Raw genomic sequence first — 20,911 nt, 5'->3', positions numbered from 1 at the left:
GGCGAACTGCGGCTGCATCGCATGAGCAAAGCGATCTTAGATCGACGACTGCGACCCCGGTGAATCGGGGGAACCCCGCTCCAGGGCGAGCCCCGGCTGCGGTCGGTTCCTCAACACCCTTCTCCGCAGGGGCTCCGGGCCACAGGCCATCAACACCGCCGCCGCGGCCACCAGCACCACCGCCCACCGCACATGCGCCGCCTCCCAGTGGGGGTCCTCCGCCGGAACGAACAGATCCCAGCGGGCGGGGAGCAGAAGGGGGGCGAGGAGGGCGAGGGTCAGGACGCCGGACGCCACCGAGGGGCCGGGTTCGGGTTCGTCGGTGAGGCGGACCGCCACCGCCGCGGCGGCCAGCGCGAGGGCGGCCGTACTCGCCGCCTCCAGGGTGATCGCGCCGACCGGGGGGCGCGCCTGCTCCGGTACGAGGACCAGTACGGCCGTCCACCACAGCGCGGCGACCGGGGCGACCAGCGCGACCCGCAGCCCGGTGCGGACCCAACGCCGGGTGGGGACGGGGGTGGTGAGCCGGCGGGCCGGGTCGTCCTGGAGGAAGGCCAGGCCCAGGGCGAAGACGAGGGCTGCGGCCCGCAGAAGGGTGAGGCCGAGCCACGCGTCGGGCGGCCCTGACACCAGCCGTGGCAGCGCGACGACCAGCAGCCCTACGACCGCCCCGGCGCCGACAGCGCGCCACGGCAGGGTGCGTGCCACGGCCGCCACCAGCGCCCCGCGGGAACCCCCGTCACCCCTGCGCACAGTCCTTCGCCCCCTTCGGCACCTCGGTCCCCAGCACTCGCGCCACCTGGGCCGTCGAGACCCCGGACGCGGTCAGCTCGCTCCAGTGCCGCTTGACGGAAGCCGTCACCTCGCTCCGGGGACGCTGGAGCAACTCCCGTACGACATCGGTCTGTTCGGCCGTCATGGACAGCCCGCTGGTCGGGGCGAGGACATACGCCGCCCCGGTGACGCTGTCGTCGAGGCGGACGTTCGTGAAGGAGGTCATCGGGTGGGAGTCCCCGCCCAGGGCCAGCCACATCGCGGTGACCACCCGTCCGTCGCACAGCTCGCCGCCCTTCGCCTCGTCACCGGCGACCAGCACATAGCCGACGGCGACCGCGAACTCGGGGACCCGGTTTCCGCCCCACCGCGTGCCGACGGTGACCTGGTGCGGGGTGGTGAGCGGATCGAGCGCCGTGTCGCCGCCCAGGCCGTACCGGGCCTCGACCCGCTGCCGTACGAGAAGGGGCTGCCGGGCGGCCGTACCGCCGGCCAGGGACTGGACGCGGTCCACGACCCCCGCCCAGGTGCCCGCGCGGCCGGTCCACTCGGGGAAGGCGCAGTACGTCGAGGTGCCGTGCTCGACGCAGGTCTGGTCGCGTTGCGGGGAGACCGAGGCCCGTTCGCGGGCGGCGGCCAACTCCGGTGACACGCCCCCGGACTGGCCCACCGCGCCGGCCAGCGTCAGCGCGAGCGCGCCCGCCGTGGCCGCCTTCAGCGGCAGCGCCCGGCCGCCGCTCACCAGGACCGCGCACAGGGCGGGCAGCAGGATCAGCCCTGTCAGGTACAGCGCGTGCCAGGCCGCCGGGCGGCCGACGAGGTCCGACGGGAGAACCGTGTTGCCGCTGGTCTCGCCCACGATCGGGGACAGCCACCGCGTCCACTCCGCGCCGCTGGTGCCCGCGGAGAGGAACACGCTGGCGACGAAGAGTGCGACGATGCCGACCGGTGCCGCGAACGTGGACGGGACCAGCCGGGCGAGCAGCACCCCGAGCGCGCCGCACAGCAGCACGTACAGGGGGCCGACGGCCAGTTCGGCGGGTGAGCCGTGGCCCACCGCGCCGGGCCTGAGGGCCTGCCGGGTGAACTCGCCGAGCACGACGAGCGCGGTGACGGCGGCGAAGGGCACCACCGACAGCACATGCGCGACCGTCCGCCGCCACGGCTCCATGACCAGCACGTCGAACTGCCGGTCGGTACCGCGCCTGCGGGAGCGCAGGGTGCAGCGGTTGACGCACACGAACAGGGCGATGCCCAGGAGCAGGGGCCCGTTCTGGGTGTCGCGGTCGGCGTCCTGGAGCACCGGGAAGGCCTCCATGCCGTCCTTCTCGTGGAACAGCGTCCAGACCGTGTATCCGACGTACAGCACGAGGGTCGCCAGCACCAGGACGTACCGCAGCAGGTCGCGTGCCTCGAAGCGGGCGAGGGCGAACACGGCGGCCCAGGCTCGTCGGCGCGGATCGTCCTCGTGTACGGCGGCGGGCTCGGCCACCGTCTGCGTCGCCAGGCTCACGCGGCCGCCACCTCGGCGTCCACGTCGTCGAGGGTGAGCAGGTAGCCGTCCTCCAGGGTGGGTTCGAGGAGTTCGGCACCGGCGGGCGGGTCGCCGACGTTGCGGAAGGAGCCGGTGCCGGTGCGCCAGCCCGCCTTGGCATCCGGGGCGCGTTCCGTGCTGCTCCACACGCGGCCGGCCGCGCGGGCGGTCAGTTCGGCGGGGGTGCCCTCGAAGAGGATGCGGCCGCGGGCCATGACGAGCACCCGGTGGCAGAGCATCGCCACGTCCTCGGTCTGGTGGGTGGACAGGAGCACGGTCCGCCCCTCTCCCGCCTGGGCGATCAACTCCCTGAACCGCATGCGCTGTTCGGGGTCGAGGCCGACGGTCGGCTCGTCGAGGACGAGGAAGCCGGGGTCGCCGACGAGGGCGGCGGCCAGCGCGACCCGCTGCCGCATCCCGCCGGACAGCCGTTTGATGCGCTGTCGGCGTACGTCCCCGAGGTCGACCTCCTCCAGTACCCGCCGCACCTCGCGGTGGCGTGCGGTGCGGTCGGTGAGCTCCTTGAGGATCGCCACGTAGTCGACGAACTCGAAGGCACTGAAGTCCGGGTGGAACCCCGGGGCCTGCGGCAGATAGCCGAGCGAACGGCGGACCTGCTGACGTCCGCGCGAGCTGCCCGGGTCATGGCCGAGCACGGTGAAGGAGCCCCGGTCGGCCGGCACAGCGGTGGCGAGCACCCGCAACAGGGTGGTCTTCCCGGCTCCGTTGGGCCCGAGCAGCCCGGTCACCCCCGGCGTCAGCCGCAGCGACACGTCGTCGAGGGCGCGGGTGCCGCCGTAGCGGAGACGGAGCCCGGAGGCGGAGACGGTGGCGGTCATTCGGCGCTCCCGTTGAAGAGGTCGAAGCGGTCACGGAGGAGGAAGAGCAGCCCGGCGCCGAGCCCGGCCACCGCCCCGGCCACGCCCTGCCCGGCCGCGGTGAAGGGCGCGAGGGGGTCGGCGGCCGTCTGCTGCGCGGCCTGCGCGGCGAGGAGTGCGGCGACCCAGGCGCCGCCAACCAGGGAGGGTGCGAGGACCGGGCCGAGCCTCGGGGTGAGCGCGAGGCCGGTCGCGGTGAGGGCGAGCGCGGGCAGCAGCCAGGCCAGGGCGCGCAGGCCGTAGCCGGGCAGGGCGAGGGTGGCGAGCCCGTTGAGACCGAGGCCCGCGACCAGCACGGCGAGCGTGCGGATCATCAGCAGCCGGAAGCCGTGGGTGGGCGCGACGACCGTCATCTCGTAGGTCGGGTCGAGCACCGGGCCGTAGGACAGCGCCACGCCGGCGAGCGGCAGCAGCGGGGCGAGGGCGAGGAACAGGGTCGGCGACTCGGTGGTACGCACCGCGCCGACGGTCGCCAGCAGCAGGAACACCACGGCCGCCAGCCAGGAGCGCCTGAGCACCGGCGTGGCCGCGAGCAGCCGCGCGGTGTGGTCGGCGATCCCGACCCGCGTCAGCAGCGACTCGAACCACCCCGGCCGGGGCGCGTCCAGCTCGGCGTCCAGCCGCTCCCACCCGGCGTCCAGCGCCACCGGGTCGCTGACCCCGGCGAGCAGCCCCCGGCACTCGGCGCAGGCGGCGAGATGGGTGTCGGCGGACCACAGCAGGGGGGCGGCCAACTCGCCCTGGGCATACGCCCGCAGATCTTCTTCGGCCACATGCCAGGTCATGCCGCCCCACCTCCTCGAGTGCGTTCCCGTGCCGGGCCCTGCGGTCGTGCGCGGTTGGTCATGCGAGGGCCTCCCTCAGCTGCTTGCGGGCCCGCATCGCGCGGGTCTTGACCGTGCCGGGCGGGATGCCCAGCAGGACGGCGGCCTCGCGGGTGGTCAGGCCGTCGATGACCGTGGCCTGCAAAACCGCCCGCAGCTCCGGTGACAGCCGGACGAGGGCGCCCGCGAGGTCCCCGTGCTCCACCCCCGCGAGCACGCGTTCCTCCGCGGACACCTCGTCCCGGTGCCGCAGCCGGGACAGGGCCTGCCTGAGCCGCCCCCGCGCCCCGTCACCGCGCAGCGCGTCGATCAGCCGCCGCGAGCCGATCCGCCACAGCCACCCGGCCACATCGCCTTCCTCGCGGTAGCGCGCGGTCCCCCGCCACACCGCGAGGAACGTCTCCTGTACGACGTCGTCGACCAGGCCCGCGTCGGCGCTCCGGCCGCGCAGCCGGGCCAGCAGCCAGGGCGCGTACCGCCGGTACAGCTCCTCGAAGGCGCGCCGGTCGCCGTCCGCTGCGATGGCCCGCAGCAGATCCCCGTCGCTTCTCGTTTCCCTCACGCCCCTTCATCGGACGACCCCCGCCGACCGGTTCACCCCGCTGCGAAGAATCCCCGCTTGACTTTCACCACCCCCTTCAACCAGCCTTTCACTACTCAAATAGTGAAAGGGTGGTCGTCCGCGTGGTCGAGTACCGCATCGACCGGCGCTCCGGCGTCGCCACCTACGTACAGATCGTCCAGCAGACCAAACAAGCCCTGCGGCTGGGCCTCCTCGAACCCGGCGACCGGCTCCCCACCGCCCGCGAGGTCGTGGAAGCCACCGCCATCAACCCGAACACCGTGCTCAAGGCGTACCGCGAACTGGAACGCGAGGGCCTGGTCGAGGCCCGCCGCGGTCTCGGCACCTTCGTCCGCAGGACGCTCGGCGCCGGTGTCCAGGCCGCCGACACCCCCCTGCGCGCCGAACTCGGCGACTGGGCCGGGCGGGCCCGGGCGGCCGGACTCGGGCGCGAGGACGTCGACGCGCTCTTCACCGCCGTACTGGACGAGCACTTCCCGAAGGGGGACCAGTGAGTTCCACCAGGACCACCCCGGCCGTCGCCCTGGAGGCGTCCGGCCTGGGCAAGCGGTACGGCAGGCGGGCCCCGGCCCTCGACGGCTGCTCCTTCCGGCTGCCCACGGGCCGCATCAGCGCGCTGGTCGGCCCCAACGGCGCCGGCAAGTCCACCCTCCTCGCCCTGGCCGCCGGTCTGCTGCGGCCCACCTCCGGCACGCTCACCGTCCTCGGTGTGGCGCCCGGAGAGGCCCGCGACCGGATCGCCTACCTCGCCCAGAACAAGCCGCTCTACCCCCAGCTGACCATCGCCGAGACCCTGCGCATGGGCGCCGGGCTCAACCCGGCCGGCTGGGACGCCGCCGGCGCCGCCCGGATCGTCGAGCAGGGCGGCCTCGACCCGAAGTCCCGCATCCGCGGACTCTCCGGCGGCCAGCGCACCCGGGTCGCGCTGGCCCTCGCGCTCGGCAAGCGACCCGAGCTGATGCTGCTCGACGAGCCGTTGGCCGACCTCGACCCGCTCGCCCGGCACGAACTGATGGGAACCCTGATGGCGGACGCCGCCGAGCACGGCACCACCGTGCTGATGTCCTCGCACATCGTCGCCGAGCTCGCCGACGCCTGCGACCACCTGCTGCTCCTGGGCGGCGGCCGGGTCCGGCTCGGCGGCGGCATCGACGACCTGCTCGCCGCGCACACCGTGGTCACCGGCCGCGGCACCCCGGCAGACCTGGCCCCGCACACGGTGATCGAGTCCCGTACGGCGGGCCGCGGTCTGACCGCCCTGATCCGGCGCGACGGCCCGGTCGGCGAGGGCTGGGCGACCGAGGAGCCCTCCCTGGAGGAACTGCTGCTCGCCCACCTCCGCGCCCCCGAGGCCCCCGCGCTGCTCACCCCGGGCACCACGGCGCCCGCCGAGGCGGTGACGGCATGAGCACCGCGACCCTGGACGAGACATCCTCCGCCTCCGTCTCCGCGTCGAGGACGGCACCCGGCGGCCTGGTCCGCACCGTGCTGCGCCTGCACCGCACCGCCCTGTGGATCTGGCTCGCCTTCGTGGCGTTCACCGCCGGCCTGCTGCTGTGGCTGACCGGGCCCGGCGCCGACGCCACCGCACGGCAGCTGGAGAGGTACGGCTACGGCGGCGGGGTCATGGAGACCGCGTACACGCAGGACACGCGCTTCTACTTCACCTCTGGCGCGTACAACGACCTCTTCTACGACCCGGACACCCTGATCACCCTGGCCTCCTTCGCCGTGGCCCTGTTCGCCGGCGGCCCGCTGATCGCCCGCGAGCTGGAGAGCGGGACCGCACAGCTCGCCTGGACCCAGTCGGTCTCCCCGGCCCGCTGGCTCACCGCCAAGCTCGCGGTGCCGGCCGCCTTCATCGTCGTCGGCACCGGTCTGCTCACCCTGCTGTACCGGCAGCTGTGGTCGGCCCACGGCAACCTGCTGATCGCCGGCATCGGCCCCCGCTCCCTCTACTTCTCCCTCGGCCCTGCCACCGTCGCCGCGCCCCTGCTGGGACTCGCCCTCGGCTCCCTGATCGGCCTCGCCGTCCGCCGCACCCTGCCCGCGCTCACGCTCAGCGGCTTCGCGTACTTCCTGGTCTACTCCTTCCGCGGCAACCACTGGCCCTTCCAGGGCCGCTACCAGCAGCCGGAGCTGTCCTCCCGCAGCCACGCGGTCACCTCCAGCGGCACCGAGATCGGCGACCCGAGGTGTTACACGAACAAGGCCTGCCTCGCCGAGCACGACGTCGTCCGCTTCACCCGCGAGTACCTGCCGTCCCCCGACTACTGGCCCCGCCAGCTCCTGGAGACCGGGATCCTGCTCACCCTCACCGCACTCACGGTCACCCTCGCGTTCGCTCTCCTGCGCAGACGGGCGGCGACGGGCTGAACACGACCGCACTGCCCCTACGCCACCACGCCCCCGCCGAGACCCGGGGCCTGGGGCCCGGGGCCCGGGGCCTGGAGCCTGGAGGCCGGGGCCTGGGGCGCCCAGCCTCAGACGCTCACGACCGCGACCACGACCACGACCGCCTTCCGCACCCCGCACCCCGCACCCCGCACCCCGCACCAGCTGGCACCCCCTCACCCCCCTCCGCCCCACACCCCACCCCCGTGAGAAACCCCCGCCCCCCATCCGCAGACCCCCGCGAGCCCTCCCCCGATATCCCGAACGCCATGTCGCCGTAACCGTCGGTTCAGACAGGCTTGCGAGGCTCACTGAATGAAGCCCGCTGTGCCAGAGCCTTCGCCGCCGCCCGAGGGATCCGCAGGGAACGGGGACGCCCCGGTCGCCGCCGTGCTCCCGCTCGCCGCCTCCGACGCGCCCGTTTCGCTCCTGGCGCGGAAGAATGGGGCCATGAGCCAGTCGAACGCCCAGGCAGAGGTCCAGCACATGCAGCCCTCCGTGGGCTCCATAGCCGCGCACCGACCGCACACCGTGTCGGCCACCGTCTCCGATCTGGAGCCCGACCTCGACGCCGATCTCGACGCGTACGAGGAGATCCCGGTCGACGGTGCCGCCCAGCTCCCGCAGGGCCGTTTCCTCGACCGGGAGCGCAGCTGGCTCGCGTTCAACGAGCGGGTCCTGGAACTCGCCGAGGACCCGAACACCCCCCTGCTGGAGCGCGCGAACTTCCTCGCGATCTTCGCCAGCAACCTGGACGAGTTCTTCATGGTCCGGGTCGCCGGACTCAAGCGCCGTATCGCCACCGGCGTCGCCACCCGCTCCGCCTCCGGCCTCCAGCCGCGCGAGGTGCTGGAGATGATCTGGGCCCGCTCCCGCGAGCTGATGGCCCGGCACGCCGCCTGCTACCACGAGGACGTCGCCCCCACTCTCGCGGAGGAGGGCATCCACCTGGTCCGCTGGAGCGAGTTGCAGGAGAAGGAGCAGGCTCGGCTCTTCACGCTCTTCCGGCACCAGATCTTCCCGGTCCTGACCCCCCTCGCGGTCGACCCGGCGCACCCCTTCCCGTACATCTCCGGCCTCTCCCTGAACCTGGCCGTCATCGTGCGCAACCCGGTCAACGGCAACCGCCACTTCGCCCGGGTCAAGGTCCCACCGCTGCTGTCCCGCTTCCTGGAGTCCTCCCCCGGCCGCTACGTCCCCATCGAGGACGTCATCGGCGCCCATCTGGAGGAGCTGTTCCCGGGCATGGAGGTGCTGGAGCACCACACCTTCCGGGTCACCCGCAACGAGGACCTGGAGGTCGAGGAGGACGACGCCGAGAACCTCCTGCAGGCCCTGGAGCGGGAACTCATGCGGCGCCGCTTCGGTCCGCCGGTCCGTCTGGAGGTCGAGGAGTCCATCGACCGCGATGTGCTCGACCTCCTCGTGCGCGAGCTGAAGATCTCCGAGGCGGAGGTCTACCCGCTGCCCGGCCCCCTCGACCTCACCGGCCTCTTCCGCATAGCCGGCCTGGACCGCCCCGAGCTGAAGTACCGCAAGTTCGTCGCGGGCGTCCACCGCGACCTGGCGGAGGTCGAGTCCGCGTCCGCGCCGGACATCTTCGCCGCCCTGCGCATCCGTGACGTCCTGCTGCACCACCCCTATGACAGCTTCTCCACGTCCGTGCAGGCCTTCCTCCAGCAGGCGGCCGACGACCCGGACGTCCTGGCCATCAAGCAGACCCTGTACCGCACTTCGGGCGACTCCCCGATCGTCGACGCCCTCATCGACGCCGCCGAGGCCGGCAAGCAGGTCCTCGTCCTGGTCGAGATCAAGGCCCGCTTCGACGAGCACGCCAACATCAAGTGGGCGCGCAAGCTGGAGGAGGCGGGCTGCCATGTCGTCTACGGCCTCGTCGGCCTGAAGACCCACTGCAAGCTGTCCCTGGTGGTCCGTCAGGAGGGCGACACGCTACGGCGCTACAGCCACGTCGGCACCGGCAACTACCACCCGAAGACCGCGCGGCTCTACGAGGACCTCGGCCTGCTCACCGCCGACCCGCAGGTGGGCGCCGACCTGTCCGACCTGTTCAACCGGCTGTCCGGCTACTCCCGCCGCGAGACCTACCGCCGCCTCCTCGTGGCCCCCAAGTCCCTGCGCGACGGCCTCATCTCCCGCGTGAACAAGGAAGTCCAGCACCACCGCGCAGGACGTCCGGCCTTCATCCGCATCAAGGTCAACTCGCTGGTGGACGAGGCGCTCATCGACTCGCTCTACCGCGCGTCCCAGGCGGGCGTGCCGGTCGACGTCTGGGTGCGCGGCATCTGCGCGATCCGCCCGGGCGTCGCGGGCATGTCCGAGAACATCCGGGTCCGCTCGATCCTCGGCCGGTTCCTCGAGCACTCCCGGGTGTTCGCCTTCGGCAACGGCGGCGAACCCGAGGTGTGGTTCGGCAGCGCCGACATGATGCACCGCAACCTCGACCGCCGGATAGAGGCACTGGTCCGGGTCACCGACCCGGCCCACCGGGCAGCCCTGAACCGCCTGTTGGAGACCGGGATGTCCGACACCACCGCGTCCTGGCACCTCGGCCCGGACGGCGAGTGGACCCGGCACGCCACGGACGCGGACGGCCAACCCCTGCGCAACGTCCAGGAGATGCTCATAGACGCCCGGAGGCGCCGGCGTGGCACAGCAACACCTTGACCCGACGGATCCCCGGTCCGGGCACGTCGGGCCGCCGGGCCCCACCGGAGAGGCGCTCGCGGGCCATCTGCGCTCCCAGGCCACCGAGTTCCTCCGCGCCCTGCGCCGGTACCGCGACCCGGGCGGTACGGCGGCGGGCGCTACGGCGGCGGGCGCGCAGGACCCGGTCGACGCGGCCCGTGCCCTGCGCCGCTCGGTCCGCCGCATCAGCGCCTGCCTCCACACCTTCCGCCCCCTCCTGGACCCCGACTGGTCGGAGTCCCTGCGCCCCGAACTGGCCTGGCTGTCCGGGACCCTGGGCATGGAGCACGCGTACGAGTCCCGGCTGGAGCGGCTGTTGCTGGCGCTGCACAGGCTCTCGGGGGCGGTGTTCCCGGCACAACCGACGGGTGCGGCCGTGGGCACCGCTGCACCCCCCGCGGCCCTGCCCGCCCCGGACCGCGGCACCTTGACGGTGGGCGCGGCGAAAGCGGGCGCCCTCCTGGACCGCCGGCTCACCCTCGCCCGTACCCGGGCCCACACCACCGCCCTCCAGGCCCTCGGCTCCTCCCGCTTCCACGCGGTCGCCGACAGCATCGCCGTACTGGCGAGCGAGGTCCCGCTGACGAGAACGGCCGTCACCACCGACCTGCACCCGCTGGCCACCGCGGCCCAGGAACGTCTCGAAGCCGCGGTGACCGCCCTCCCCCTGATCACCGCGGGCAGCCCCTACAACGCCGAGGCCCTCGTCCACGGTCTCTCTCCGGACCCCTCCTCCCCGCACCCCCAGGACGCCCCCTGGCACCAGGTCCGTCTTCTCCTGCGCCTGCACCGCTACGCGAGGGAGGTCCTCGACGGCCACAACCCCACGGTGGAGGTACGGCTCCTGACCGCGGGCCAGGCCCTGGACCGCCACCGGGACGCCGCGGAGGCGGCCGCCGACGCCGCCGCCGCGGCCCGCACCCCCCGCATAGCCCCGGCCACCGCCTACGCCCTGGGTGTCCTGCACGCCGACCAGCGCCACGAGGTGGAGGCGGCCCGGTTCGCGTTCCAGCAGTGCTGGCAGAAGCAGACGGTCGGTACCTGAAGAAGGCGGCGACAAGAAGGCGGCGACTCCCGTGACCGACACCGACACCCCGCAGGCCCCCGTCCAGGCAGCCGGCTGCGTCCTGTGGCGCCGCTCCCCGGTCGACGGCGGGCTCGAGGTCTGCCTGGTCCACAGGCCGAAGTACGACGACTGGTCGCACCCGAAGGGCAAGCTGAAGCGCGGCGAGGACGCCCTCGCCGGCGCCCTGCGCGAGGTCGGGGAGGAGACGGGTCACCGGGCCCTGCCGGGCGCCCCGCTGTCCACCGTGAAGTACTACGCGGGCGGCCGCCCCAAGGAGGTCCGTTACTGGGCGGCCGAGGCCGTCACCGGCGCCTTCACCCCGAACGACGAGGTCGACCGCGTCCTGTGGCTCTCCCCGGCGGCCGCCAGGAACCGGCTCACCCAGCTCCAGGACCGGACCCTGGTCGACGAGCTCCTGGTGCGCGTGACCGAGCACGACGCGTAGGCCTCAGCCCTCCGCGTGTCCCGCCGCGTCCGCCCGTGCCTGGCTGCGGGCTCTGCGCGCCGGTCCGCGCCAGCCGCAGGTGCACCGGGCCAGGCAGAAACGGCCTTGTTCGACCATCTGCGTGTGGTGGGCCGGTCGGTCGGAGGGAGGTGGGGGGATCCTGTCCTGCTGCGCCACGCCGACAACGTTACCCACCCCGGGTAAAGGGCCGGTGTACGCGTGACGGGCCCCACCCGGCCGTCGTTAGGCGAAACGACACGGGTCCTTGACGGACGTATCGGCTGGGGGTAGACGGCGATGACGGAGCGGCAGCAGAGGCGGGCCGGCGGGTCGGTCGTCGTCGCGGCGGTGCTCATGGCCTGCGCCTGCGCCACGAGTTGCTCGGGAAGCGGCGCCGCCCTGGACGACGCGCGCGCGGCCGACCCGGTCGGCACCCTGCGCCGGGCCGCCGACGCCCTGGTGGACGCGGGCAGTTCCAAGGCCCGTACGTCCATGGAGATGGCCACCGGCGGCACCCTGGTCACCATCCGCGGCGAGGGCGTGTACGACTACCGTGAGCGCCTAGGCCGGCTGAAGGTGATGCTGCCGCAGGACCCGGCCGGCACCAGCGAGCACCGGCCGATCACCGAACTCCTCGCCCTGGGCGCCCTGTTCATGAAGAACCGGGGCGCGGGTGTGCCCGCCGACAAGTGGGTGCGCGTCGACACCGCGACCCTGACCGACGGCAACCTCGTCACCGGCGGGGCCACCGATCCGATGGTGGCCGCCGAGGTGCTGCGCGGGACCAGGACGGCGACGTACGTGGGCGCCACCGAGCTCGCCGGGACCGAGGTGCGGCACTACCGGGGCACGGCGGACCTGGTGGCCGCGTCCAAGGGCGCGTCGAGCGCCGACAAGGGGGTCCTGGCAGCGGCGGCGAAAGGGTTCGCCACGGCGGCGGTGCCCTTCGACGTCTACCTCGACGACCAGGGCCGTATCCGCAAGGTCCGCCACCGCTTCAGCTTCGTCAACGGACAGCGGCACGGCACCGTGGCGGTCGCCTCGACGACCCTGCTGTACGACTTCGGGATCGCCACGGACGTACGTCTGCCGGCCGCCCGGGACATCTACGCCGGCAGGATCGCCGAGGGGTGAGCGGCCGTGCCGGGCGTCAAGGACTAGCCCGTCCGTGCCATGCGCGGTGTGTAGGCCGCTCCCTACTCTAGGAAGTCGGTAACGGCAGAGAAGAGGTGATGCGCGTGGCTCCGGTCGGCGGTACGGCGGTTCAGGACCACGTGGCCCTCGCCGAGATCGAGCTGTGCGGAGAGCTGATCATCGCGGCCTCGGCCGCGGACGACCGGCTCAGCCTGGAGAGCATCGACGAGGTGCTGAGAGTGGCCGAAGAACGCGCGAGCGCCCCCGGCAGGTGAGCCGGGGGCGCCCGTCCTTTCGTAGGAGGAGGCCGGATCAGGTCCGCAGCAGACGGCCGATCGCCTTCGTGGCCTCCTCGACCTTCGCGTCGATCTCCGCGCCGCCCCTGACGGCCGCGTCCGCCACGCAGTGCCGCAGGTGTTCCTCCAGGAGCTGCAGGGCGAAGGACTGCAGGGCCTTGGTGGAGGCGGACACCTGCGTGAGTATGTCGATGCAGTAGACGTCCTCGTCGACCATCCGCTGCAGACCCCGGATCTGGCCCTCGATCCGGCGCAGGCGCTTGAGGTGCTCGTCCTTCTGCTTGTGGTAGCCGTGCGTGACGTTTTCGGCCACTGCCTCGGAGGGCGCCGTGGCGCCGGTGTCGGTCGTCGTCATCGCGTCCTCACAACCAGGGGCATTCCTATACCCCTCCTGGGTATATCGTACCGAAGTTTCCCGGGTACAGGACCTGCGGACGGCCCCCGTGCCAACCACTGTGCCCGATGGGCGACACTGGGGGACGGCCCATTAGCCGTGGCCGGATGATGCACTTAGCATCACCCTGACCGAAACCGATGCACCCCGAGGACCCCTTGTGCGCTTTCGTCTGACCCCCAGGGAGACGAGCTTCTACGACATGTTCGCCGCCTCCGCGGACAACATCGTCACGGGCTCGAAGCTCCTGATGGAACTGCTCGGCGCGGACACCGCCGGCCGGGCCGAGATCGCAGAGCGTATGCGGGCCGCGGAACACGCCGGTGACGACGCCACGCACGCGATCTTCCACCAGTTGAACTCCTCGTTCATCACGCCGTTCGACCGCGAGGACATCTACAACCTGGCTTCCTCCCTCGACGACATCATGGACTTCATGGAGGAGGCCGTCGACCTGGTCGTCCTCTACAACGTCGAGGATCTCCCCAAGGGCGTCGAGCAGCAGGTCGAGGTGCTCGCGCGGGCCGCCGAGCTCACCGCCGAGGCCATGCCGAACCTGCGGACCATGGACAACCTCACCGAGTACTGGATCGAGGTCAACCGGCTGGAGAACCAGGCCGACCAGATCCACCGCAAGCTGCTCGCCATGCTGTTCAACGGCAAGTACGAGGCCATCGAGGTCCTCAAGCTCAAGCAGATCGTGGACGTCCTCGAAGAGGCCGCGGACGCGTTCGAGCACGTGGCGAACACGGTGGAGACCATCGCCGTCAAGGAGTCCTGAGCCCTTCCATGGACACCTTCGCTCTGGTCGTGACCATCCTGGTCGCGCTCTTCTTCACGTACACCAACGGCTTCCACGACTCGGCGAACGCGATCGCGACCTCGGTGTCCACGCGGGCTCTCACGCCGCGTGCGGCGCTGGCGATGGCGGCGGTCATGAACCTGGCGGGAGCCTTTCTCGGCTCCGGGGTCGCCAAGACCGTCAGTGAGGGCCTGATCGAGACGCCGACGGGCTCGCGGGGGATGGCCATCCTCTTCTCGGCACTGGTCGGCGCGATCGTGTGGAACCTGGTCACCTGGTACTTCGGGCTGCCCTCCTCGTCCTCGCACGCGCTGTTCGGCGGCATGGTGGGGGCCGCACTGGCGGGCGGCACCGAGGTGATCTGGAGCGGGGTGCTCGACAAGGTCGTCATCCCGATGTTCATCTCGCCGGTCGTCGGCCTGGTCGTCGGTTACCTGGTGATGACGGCGATTCTGTGGATCTTCCGGCGCGCCAACCCGCACAAGGCGAAGCGGGGTTTCCGGATCGCGCAGACCGTGTCCGCGGCCGGCATGGCCCTCGGACACGGCCTCCAGGACGCCCAGAAGACCATGGGTGTCGTGGTGATGGCCCTGGTCATCTCGGGCCACGAGACGTACAGCGACCCGATCCCGGTCTGGGTGAAGATCGCCTGCGCTCTGATGCTGTCGCTGGGCACCTACGCGGGCGGCTGGCGCATCATGCGCACCCTGGGCCGCAAGATCATCGAGCTCGATCCGCCGCAGGGCTTCGCCGCCGAGACGACGGGTGCGGCGATCATGTTCACCACCGCCTACCTGTTCAAGGCGCCGGTCTCGACGACCCATGTCATCACCTCGGCGATCATGGGTGTCGGCGCCACCAAGCGGGTCAACGCGGTCCGCTGGGGCGTCGCCAAGAACATCGTCCTCGGCTGGTTCATCACCATGCCGGCCGCGGCGATCGTGGCCGCCTGCGCCTACGGCATCGTGAACCTGGCGTTCCTGTAGGGGCCGTACACCGAGAGAGGGCCCGCCCCCGGATTCCGGGGGCGGGCCCTTCGTGTCCTCGCGGTGGCACCGCCATGCAGCACCGCGAGGGGTCTTGGTACGGCGGCTCCGGCTCAGCCGAAGCGGCCGGAGATGTAGTCCTCCGTGGCCTGGACCGACGGGTTGGAGAAGATCCGCTCGGTCTCGTCGATCTCGATCAGCCTGCCGGGCTGCCCGACCGCGGCCAGGTTGAAGAAGGCCGTACGGTCCGAGACCCGCGCCGCCTGCTGCATGTTGTGCGTCACGATGACGATCGTGAAGCGCTCCTTCAGCTCGCCGATGAGGTCCTCGATGGCGAGCGTGGAGATCGGGTCCAGGGCCGAGCAGGGCTCGTCCATCAGCAGCACCTTGGGCTCCACCGCGATCGCGCGGGCGATGCACAGACGCTGCTGCTGACCGCCGGAGAGACCCGAACCGGGCTTGTTCAGACGGTCCTTGACCTCGTTCCAGAGGTTCGCGCCCTTGAGGGACTTCTCGACGACGTCCGACAGTTCGCTCTTCTTGTACGAGCCGTTCAGGCGCAGGCCCGCCGCCACGTTGTCGAAGATCGACATGGTGGGGAAGGGGTTCGGGCGCTGGAAGACCATGCCCACCTCACGGCGGACGGACACCGGGTCGATGCCCTGGCCGTACAGGTCCTCGTCGTCGAGGAGCACCTTGCCCTCGACCCGGCCGCCCGAGGTGACCTCGTGCATCCGGTTGAGCGTGCGCAGGAAGGTCGACTTGCCGCAGCCGGAGGGGCCGATGAAGGCCGTCACCGAGCGCGGCTCGACCGTCATCGAGATGTCTTCGATCGCCTTGTGGGAGCCGTAGTAGGCGGTGAGCCCGCTGACGTCGATTCGCTTGGCCATGACTACTTCACTTCCAGATCAGTCGCTGGGAGGCCGCGTCAGCGACCGGTCTTCGGTGCCTTCCAGCGGGCGATGCCGCGAGCCACCAGGTTGAGGATCATCACGAAGGCGATCAGCGTCAGCGCCGCCGCCCACGCTCGGTCGTACGCCGCACCGGAACCCGCGCTGTTCGCGTACTGCTGGTAAATGAACAGCGGCAACGACTGCTGCGCACCCTCGAAGGGGTTGGTGTTGATGAGCGAGTTGCCCCACACCAGCAGCAGCACCGGCGCGGTCTCGCCCGCGATACGGGCGACCGCCAGCATGATGCCGGTCGTGATGCCGCCGATCGAGGTCGGCAGGACCACCTTCAGGATGGTGCGCCACTTCGGGACACCGAGCGCCAGGGACGCCTCGCGCAGCTCGTTCGGGACGAGCTTGAGCATCTCCTCCGTGGAGCGGACCACCACCGGCATCATCAGGATGGCCAGCGCGAGCGAGCCGGCGAAGCCGAAGGGCTGCATGTCGAACATCAGCATGATCGACAGGATGAACAGGCCCGCGACGATCGAGGGGATACCGGTCATCACGTCGACGAAGAACGTGACGGCCCTGGCGAGGCTGCCCCGCCCGTACTCGACGAGGTAGATCGCGGTGAGCACACCGACCGGCGCCGCGATGACGGTGGCGAGGCCGACCTGCTCCAGGCTGCCGAGGATGGCGTGGTAGATGCCGCCGCCCGGCTCGGTGTCGGAGACCAGGCCCATCGAGTGGGTCAGGAAGTAGACGTCGAGGACCTTCACACCGCGCACGACGGTCGTCCAGACCAGGGAGACCAGCGGGACCAGGGCGAGCAGGAAGGCGACCCACACGAGGGCGGTCGCGACCCGGTCCTTGGCCTGCCGGCGCCCCTCGACGCGGGACGCGATGACGTACGAGCCGAGGATGAACAGGACCGCGGCCATCAGGGCCCACTGGATGCTGCTGTTCAGGCCGGCGGCCGCGCTGATGCCGAGGCCGAGGGCGACCGAGCCGGCGGCGATGGCGTATGGGCTCCACCTGGGGAGGCGGGCGCCGCGCAGCGTGCTGCGGGGCTTGTCGGCGATGACGGCGTTGCTCATGCGTTGGCCCCCGAGTACTCCTTGCGGCGGGCGATGATCATGCGGGCCGCGCCGTTGACCAGCAGGGTGATGACGAACAGCACCAGACCGGAGGCGATGAGGGCGTCCCGGCCGAGGTCGCTGGCCTCACTGAACTTGCTGGCGATGTTCTGGGCGAAGGTGCCGCCGCCCGGGTCGAGCAGACTGGCCTGGATGGTGAAGGTCGGGGAGAGCACGGTGGCCACGGCCATCGTCTCGCCGAGCGCGCGCCCGAGGCCGAGCATCGACGCGGAGATCACGCCGGAGCGGCCGAAGGGGATCACCGCCATGCGGATGACCTCCCAGCGGGTGGCGCCGAGGGCGAGGGCCGCCTCCTCGATCATCTGCGGGGCCTGGCGGAAGACCTCGCGGCTCACGTTGGTGATGATCGGCAGGATCATGATCGCGAGCAGGATGCCGACGGTGAGCATCGAGCGGGGCGCGCCGCCCTGCCAGTCGAAGATGCCGGTCCAGCCGAGGTAGTCGTCGAGCCAGCCGTAGAGGCCGTTCATGTGCGGGACGAGGATCAGGGCGCCCCAGAGGCCGTAGACGATGGACGGCACGGCGGCGAGCAGGTCGATCACGTAGGCGATGGGACCGCTCAGCCTGCGTGGGGCGTAGTGGGTGAGGAACAGGGCGATGGCGACCGCGATCGGGACCGCGATGACCATGGCGATGATCGAGGAGACGACCGTGCCGAAGGCGAGGACGGCGATGCCGAACTTCGGCGGGATCAGACCGGTGTTCCACTCGAAGGTGGTGAGGAAGTTCGCGTCGTCCTTGCCGATCGCGATCGAGGCGCGGTAGGTGAGGAAGACGGCGATCGCGGCCATGATCGCCAGCAGCAGGATGCCCGACCCGCGGGAGAGACCGAGGAAGATCCGGTCACCGGGCCGGGTGGCGCCACGGGCCGCGCGCTTGTGCTCGGCCTCGGTCGGCTGGGGGGCGGGTGGAGGTGTGTCGGTTATCTGTGTGGTGTCCATCGGGTTCTCCGGTCTGCGGAGCCGCGTGCGATGTGCGGCTCCTGGCGGCGGTGCACCGGACGGTGTGGCCGGACCGGGTCCCTGGATGCGGGCCCCGGTCCGACCACACGCTCAGGTCAGCTCAGGCCCTCGATGGTGGTGCGGACCTTGGCGATGATGTCGTCGGGAATCGGCGCGTAGTCGTTGTCCGCGAGAACCTTCTGGCCGTCCTCGGAGGCGATGTAGCGCAGGAACGCCTTGGTGGCGGCCAGGGTGTCGGCCTTGTTGCCCTTGTCGCAGGCGATCTCGTACGTCACCAGGGTGATCGGGTAGGCGCCCTCGGCCTTGGTGGCGTAGTTCAGCTGGAGCGCCAGGTCGGAGCCGGTGCCGACGACCTTGGCGTCGGCGATGGCCTTGGTGGCGTTGTCCACGCTGGCCTCGACCGGGGCGGAGGCACCGGTGTCGATGCTGACCGGGTTGATGCCGTCCTTGGCGTACGACAGCTCCATGTAGCCGATCGCGCCGGAGGTCTGCTTGACCTGCTGGGCGATGCCGGAGGAGCCGGACGCCGACTGGCCGCCCTCGGCCTGCCAGGCCTTGCCGCCCGAGTAGGGCCAGTCGCTCTTGGCGGTGGCGATCAGGTACTTGGTGAAGTTGTCCGTGGTACCGGAGTCCTCGGAGCGGTGGAACGCCTGGATCTTGAGGTCGGGAAGCTTGGCGTCGGGGTTCAGCTTCTTGATCGCCGCGTCGTTCCACTTGGAGATCTTGTTGTTGAAGATCTTCGCGAGCGTCGGGGCGTCCAGCGTGAGCTTGTCCACGCCCGGGACGTTGTAGCCGAGCGCGATCGGGCCGCCGACCATCGGGAGGTCGATGGCCTGGCCGCCGGAGCAGACCTTCTTGGAGGCGGTGACCTCTTCCGGCTTCAGCGCCGAGTCGGAACCGGCGAAGGCGACCTGGCCGTTGGTGAAGGCGGTGATGCCGGCGCCGGAGCCGCTGCCCTTGTAGTTGATCTGCACGCCACAGGCCTGCGTGAACTGCTTGACCCAGGCGTCGATCGCGTTCTTCTGCGCGGAGGAGCCGTCGGCGAGCAGCTGGCCCTTGGCGCCGTCGCACTTGATGTTGCCCGCGGCCGCGGTGGCGGACGCGTTGCCGCTGCCGCCGCCGCTGGTGTCGTCGGAGCCGCACGCCGTGAGGGCCAGGGCGCCGGAGACGGCGAGAGCACCGAAGGCGAGGGCCCGCCGGTTCATGCGCTGAAGCTTCACTTGAGTTCCTTCCGGGTGCCGCCGTCCTGAATCCGGCGGCGTGCGCGAAGTCTGGGAGATGCGGATGCGCTTTCACGGCGCACCACACATCGCGTAAGACCGAAATTAGGCAGATCAGGTGAAGGCGTTCATGGCCGGAAGTGAACGGGGAGTGAACCCCTGCAGAAGGTGCGGTGAGGTCACGGAACGCTTACGTCGAGGGCACGGTGTGATTCCGGAACCCGTAAGGGAACCCTCACCCGCACAGCCTCGTCTCGTTCCACGGAAGCCCACGAGGCCGACGCGGCCGACGAAAGGCACGGACACATGGAACGGCGTACGTTCATCGGGGCCGGCGCGGCTGCGATCGCGGCGATCGGCACGGCCGCCTGCGACAGCGGCACGAGCAACAGCGCCGGCACCGCACCCAGCACCGTCGGCCGCTCCCTCTCCGCCCGTACGCCCGCCACGGCGGCCGTGACCGCCGCGAACTGGACCGCCCTCGGCCGCGACCTGGACGGCACCCTGGTCCGCCCCGGCGACGCGGACTGGGCGACCGCCCGGCAGCTCTACAACACCCGCTTCGACTCGCTGAAGCCCGCGGCGGTGGCGTACGTGGCGCACACCGACGACATCCGCACCACGCTCGCCTACGCCCGCGCCCACGGCGTCCGGGTGGCGATCCGCAACGGCGGCCACTCCTACGCCGGCTGGTCCTCGGGAGACAACCGGCTGATCGTCGATGTCTCCCGGCTGAACCGCGTCCGCGCCTCGGGCGGCACCGCCGTGGTCGGCGCCGGCGCCAAGCTGATCGACGTCTACCGGGCCCTGACCGCGAAGGGCGTGACGATCCCGGGGGGCTCCTGCCCGACCGTCGGCATCTCCGGCCTGGTGCTGGGCGGCGGCCACGGCGTGGCCTCCCGGGCCTACGGCCTGACCTGCGACAGCCTCACCCGGGCGACGCTGATCACGGCCGACGGCAGGGAACTTACCGCCGACGCGTCCACCGACAAGGACCTCTTCTGGGCGCTGCGCGGCGCGGGCAACGGCAACTTCGGCGTGGTGAGCGAACTGCACTTCAGGACCCACCCGGCTCCCCAGGGCGTGACCGCGTACGCGACCTGGCCGTGGTCCAGGGCCGCCGCCGTGGTGCGGGCCTGGCAGGAGTGGGGTCCCGGCCAGCCCGACGAGATCTGGTCCTCCTGCCATCTGGAGAACGGCGGCTCGCCGTCCGTGGCCGTCGCGGCGTTCTCCCTGGGCACCTACGGCGAGCTCCAGAACGCCCTCGACCGCCTGGCCGACCGGGTCGGCGCACCGGCCCGCAGCGTCTCACTGCGGCGGCACTCCTACGAGAGCGCGATGGAGGCGTACGCGGGCTGCTCGTCCTTCTCCACGGACGCCAAGTGCCACCTGCCCGGCTCCACCCCGAACCGCGACCCGCACGGCGCCCTCGGCCGCGAGACCTACGCGGCCCGCTCGGACTTCTTCGACCGCTCCCTCCCGGCGGCCGGCATCCAGGCGCTGCTGCGGCAGATCGCCTCGGCCCGGGGCGGCTCGGGCAGCATCGCCCTGACCGCCCTCGGCGGAGCGGTCAACCGCGTCTCCCCCACGGCCACGGCCTTCGTCCACCGCCGCTCTCGCATGCTGGCCCAGTACATAGCGTCCTGGAGGTCGGGCACGACGGGTACGACGGCCCAGTCCTGGCTGACGGGAGCCCACGGCGCGATGAAGCCGTACGCCTCGGGAGCGGCCTACCAGAACTACCCGGACCCGACGCTGAAGGACTGGCGGAAGGCGTATTACGGCGACGCGGTGACCAAGCTCGCCAAGGTGAAGAAGCAGTACGACCCGCAGGGCTTCTTCAGCTACCCGCAGTCGCTGTAG

General features: G+C 71.5%; 21 protein-coding genes. 11 read left to right on the top strand and 10 right to left on the bottom strand.

All coding sequences use genetic code 11. From position 1 onward, the window contains the following. Window positions 1–36 precede the first annotated feature (36 nt). Genes ACFVYN_RS22495 through ACFVYN_RS22475 form a run of 5 tightly spaced genes read right to left on the bottom strand, consistent with a single transcriptional unit; the run spans window position 37 to window position 4,572 of the window. The gene (locus ACFVYN_RS22495) at window positions 37–753 is read right to left on the bottom strand and encodes an ABC transporter (RefSeq protein WP_390001204.1); all 717 of its coding nucleotides are present in this window, start codon (window positions 751–753) and stop codon (window positions 37–39) included. Next, a complete protein-coding gene (locus ACFVYN_RS22490; protein ID WP_390001202.1) occupies window positions 740–2,287 on the bottom strand; it encodes an ABC transporter permease in 1,548 nt (515 codons plus the stop codon). Before ACFVYN_RS22490 ends, ACFVYN_RS22495 begins: the two co-directional genes overlap by 14 nt. Beyond that, entirely contained in the window at window positions 2,284–3,147 is an 864-nt protein-coding gene (locus ACFVYN_RS22485) for an ABC transporter ATP-binding protein (RefSeq protein WP_390001201.1), read from the bottom strand. The genes ACFVYN_RS22490 and ACFVYN_RS22485 overlap by 4 nt, the downstream gene beginning before the upstream one ends. Next, window positions 3,144–3,971: a zf-HC2 domain-containing protein gene (locus tag ACFVYN_RS22480; RefSeq protein ID WP_390001199.1), complete on the bottom strand. Its 828-nt coding sequence runs from the start codon at window positions 3,969–3,971 to the stop codon at window positions 3,144–3,146. The genes ACFVYN_RS22485 and ACFVYN_RS22480 overlap by 4 nt, the downstream gene beginning before the upstream one ends. Before the next feature lie 58 nt (window positions 3,972–4,029). Then, window positions 4,030–4,572 (bottom strand): RNA polymerase sigma factor, encoded by a 543-nt coding sequence (locus tag ACFVYN_RS22475; protein WP_390001197.1) that lies wholly within the window; start codon window positions 4,570–4,572, stop codon window positions 4,030–4,032. Window positions 4,573–4,694: 122 nt separating this feature from the next. On the opposite strand from ACFVYN_RS22475, the gene ACFVYN_RS22470 reads away from it, so the two are divergent. The 8 genes from ACFVYN_RS22470 to ACFVYN_RS22435 all read left to right on the top strand — a co-directional run bounded on the left by ACFVYN_RS22470 (window position 4,695) and on the right by ACFVYN_RS22435 (window position 12,613). After that, window positions 4,695–5,087 (top strand): GntR family transcriptional regulator, encoded by a 393-nt coding sequence (locus tag ACFVYN_RS22470; protein WP_390001303.1) that lies wholly within the window; start codon window positions 4,695–4,697, stop codon window positions 5,085–5,087. Then, window positions 5,084–6,001, top strand: coding sequence for an ABC transporter ATP-binding protein (locus tag ACFVYN_RS22465; RefSeq protein WP_390001195.1), 918 nt, complete (start codon window positions 5,084–5,086; stop codon window positions 5,999–6,001). Before ACFVYN_RS22470 ends, ACFVYN_RS22465 begins: the two co-directional genes overlap by 4 nt. Continuing rightward, complete coding sequence (locus tag ACFVYN_RS22460) at window positions 5,998–6,969, top strand: hypothetical protein (RefSeq protein WP_390001194.1); 972 nt, start codon at window positions 5,998–6,000, stop codon at window positions 6,967–6,969. The genes ACFVYN_RS22465 and ACFVYN_RS22460 overlap by 4 nt, the downstream gene beginning before the upstream one ends. A gap of 333 nt (window positions 6,970–7,302) precedes the next feature. Continuing rightward, window positions 7,303–9,672: an RNA degradosome polyphosphate kinase gene (locus tag ACFVYN_RS22455; RefSeq protein WP_390001192.1), complete on the top strand. Its 2,370-nt coding sequence runs from the start codon at window positions 7,303–7,305 to the stop codon at window positions 9,670–9,672. Then, on the top strand, window positions 9,653–10,738 hold the full coding sequence (locus ACFVYN_RS22450) for a CHAD domain-containing protein (RefSeq protein WP_390001190.1): 1,086 nt from the start codon (window positions 9,653–9,655) through the stop codon (window positions 10,736–10,738). Before ACFVYN_RS22455 ends, ACFVYN_RS22450 begins: the two co-directional genes overlap by 20 nt. 31 nt (window positions 10,739–10,769) lie before the next feature. Next, window positions 10,770–11,204, top strand: a complete 435-nt coding sequence (locus ACFVYN_RS22445) for an NUDIX hydrolase (protein WP_390001189.1) — start codon at window positions 10,770–10,772, stop codon at window positions 11,202–11,204. A gap of 297 nt (window positions 11,205–11,501) precedes the next feature. After that, on the top strand, window positions 11,502–12,338 hold the full coding sequence (locus ACFVYN_RS22440; RefSeq protein ID WP_390001187.1) for a hypothetical protein: 837 nt from the start codon (window positions 11,502–11,504) through the stop codon (window positions 12,336–12,338). Between the two features lie 98 nt (window positions 12,339–12,436). Continuing rightward, on the top strand, window positions 12,437–12,613 hold the full coding sequence (locus ACFVYN_RS22435; protein ID WP_390001186.1) for a hypothetical protein: 177 nt from the start codon (window positions 12,437–12,439) through the stop codon (window positions 12,611–12,613). A 37-nt stretch (window positions 12,614–12,650) separates the two neighbouring features. Here ACFVYN_RS22435 and ACFVYN_RS22430 read toward each other — a convergent pair whose 3' ends face one another. After that, window positions 12,651–12,989 (bottom strand): metal-sensitive transcriptional regulator, encoded by a 339-nt coding sequence (locus ACFVYN_RS22430; protein WP_390001184.1) that lies wholly within the window; start codon window positions 12,987–12,989, stop codon window positions 12,651–12,653. A 199-nt stretch (window positions 12,990–13,188) separates the two neighbouring features. Here ACFVYN_RS22430 and ACFVYN_RS22425 point away from each other — a divergent pair, with 199 nt between their 5' ends. Both ACFVYN_RS22425 and ACFVYN_RS22420 read left to right on the top strand, forming a co-directional pair. Then, window positions 13,189–13,809: a DUF47 domain-containing protein gene (locus ACFVYN_RS22425; protein ID WP_390001182.1), complete on the top strand. Its 621-nt coding sequence runs from the start codon at window positions 13,189–13,191 to the stop codon at window positions 13,807–13,809. Window positions 13,810–13,817: 8 nt separating this feature from the next. Continuing rightward, on the top strand, window positions 13,818–14,816 hold the full coding sequence (locus ACFVYN_RS22420) for an anion permease (protein WP_390001180.1): 999 nt from the start codon (window positions 13,818–13,820) through the stop codon (window positions 14,814–14,816). Window positions 14,817–14,929: 113 nt separating this feature from the next. Here the strand turns inward: ACFVYN_RS22420 and pstB are convergent, their stop codons facing one another. From pstB to pstS, 4 genes are all read right to left on the bottom strand, one after another. Then, window positions 14,930–15,706: a phosphate ABC transporter ATP-binding protein PstB gene (gene pstB / locus ACFVYN_RS22415; protein WP_355744575.1), complete on the bottom strand. Its 777-nt coding sequence runs from the start codon at window positions 15,704–15,706 to the stop codon at window positions 14,930–14,932. A 38-nt stretch (window positions 15,707–15,744) separates the two neighbouring features. Then, window positions 15,745–16,806, bottom strand: a complete 1,062-nt coding sequence (pstA, locus tag ACFVYN_RS22410; protein WP_390001178.1) for a phosphate ABC transporter permease PstA — start codon at window positions 16,804–16,806, stop codon at window positions 15,745–15,747. After that, on the bottom strand, window positions 16,803–17,807 hold the full coding sequence (pstC, locus tag ACFVYN_RS22405) for a phosphate ABC transporter permease subunit PstC (RefSeq protein ID WP_390001176.1): 1,005 nt from the start codon (window positions 17,805–17,807) through the stop codon (window positions 16,803–16,805). Before pstC ends, pstA begins: the two co-directional genes overlap by 4 nt. 116 nt (window positions 17,808–17,923) lie before the next feature. Next, window positions 17,924–19,048 (bottom strand): phosphate ABC transporter substrate-binding protein PstS, encoded by a 1,125-nt coding sequence (gene pstS / locus ACFVYN_RS22400; RefSeq protein ID WP_390001175.1) that lies wholly within the window; start codon window positions 19,046–19,048, stop codon window positions 17,924–17,926. Between the two features lie 306 nt (window positions 19,049–19,354). Between pstS and ACFVYN_RS22395 the strand changes: the two genes are divergently transcribed. Beyond that, window positions 19,355–20,911 carry an FAD-binding oxidoreductase gene (locus tag ACFVYN_RS22395; RefSeq protein WP_390001173.1) on the top strand — a complete coding sequence of 519 codons (1,557 nt, stop codon included), beginning with the start codon at window positions 19,355–19,357 and terminating at the stop codon, window positions 20,909–20,911.

The organism is Streptomyces sp. NPDC058307, assembly GCF_042880295.1.
Lineage (GTDB): Bacteria > Actinomycetota > Actinomycetes > Streptomycetales > Streptomycetaceae > Streptomyces.
The sequence above is the reverse complement of the archived record's forward strand: the minus strand, read 5'-3'. Positions and strand labels throughout refer to the sequence as shown.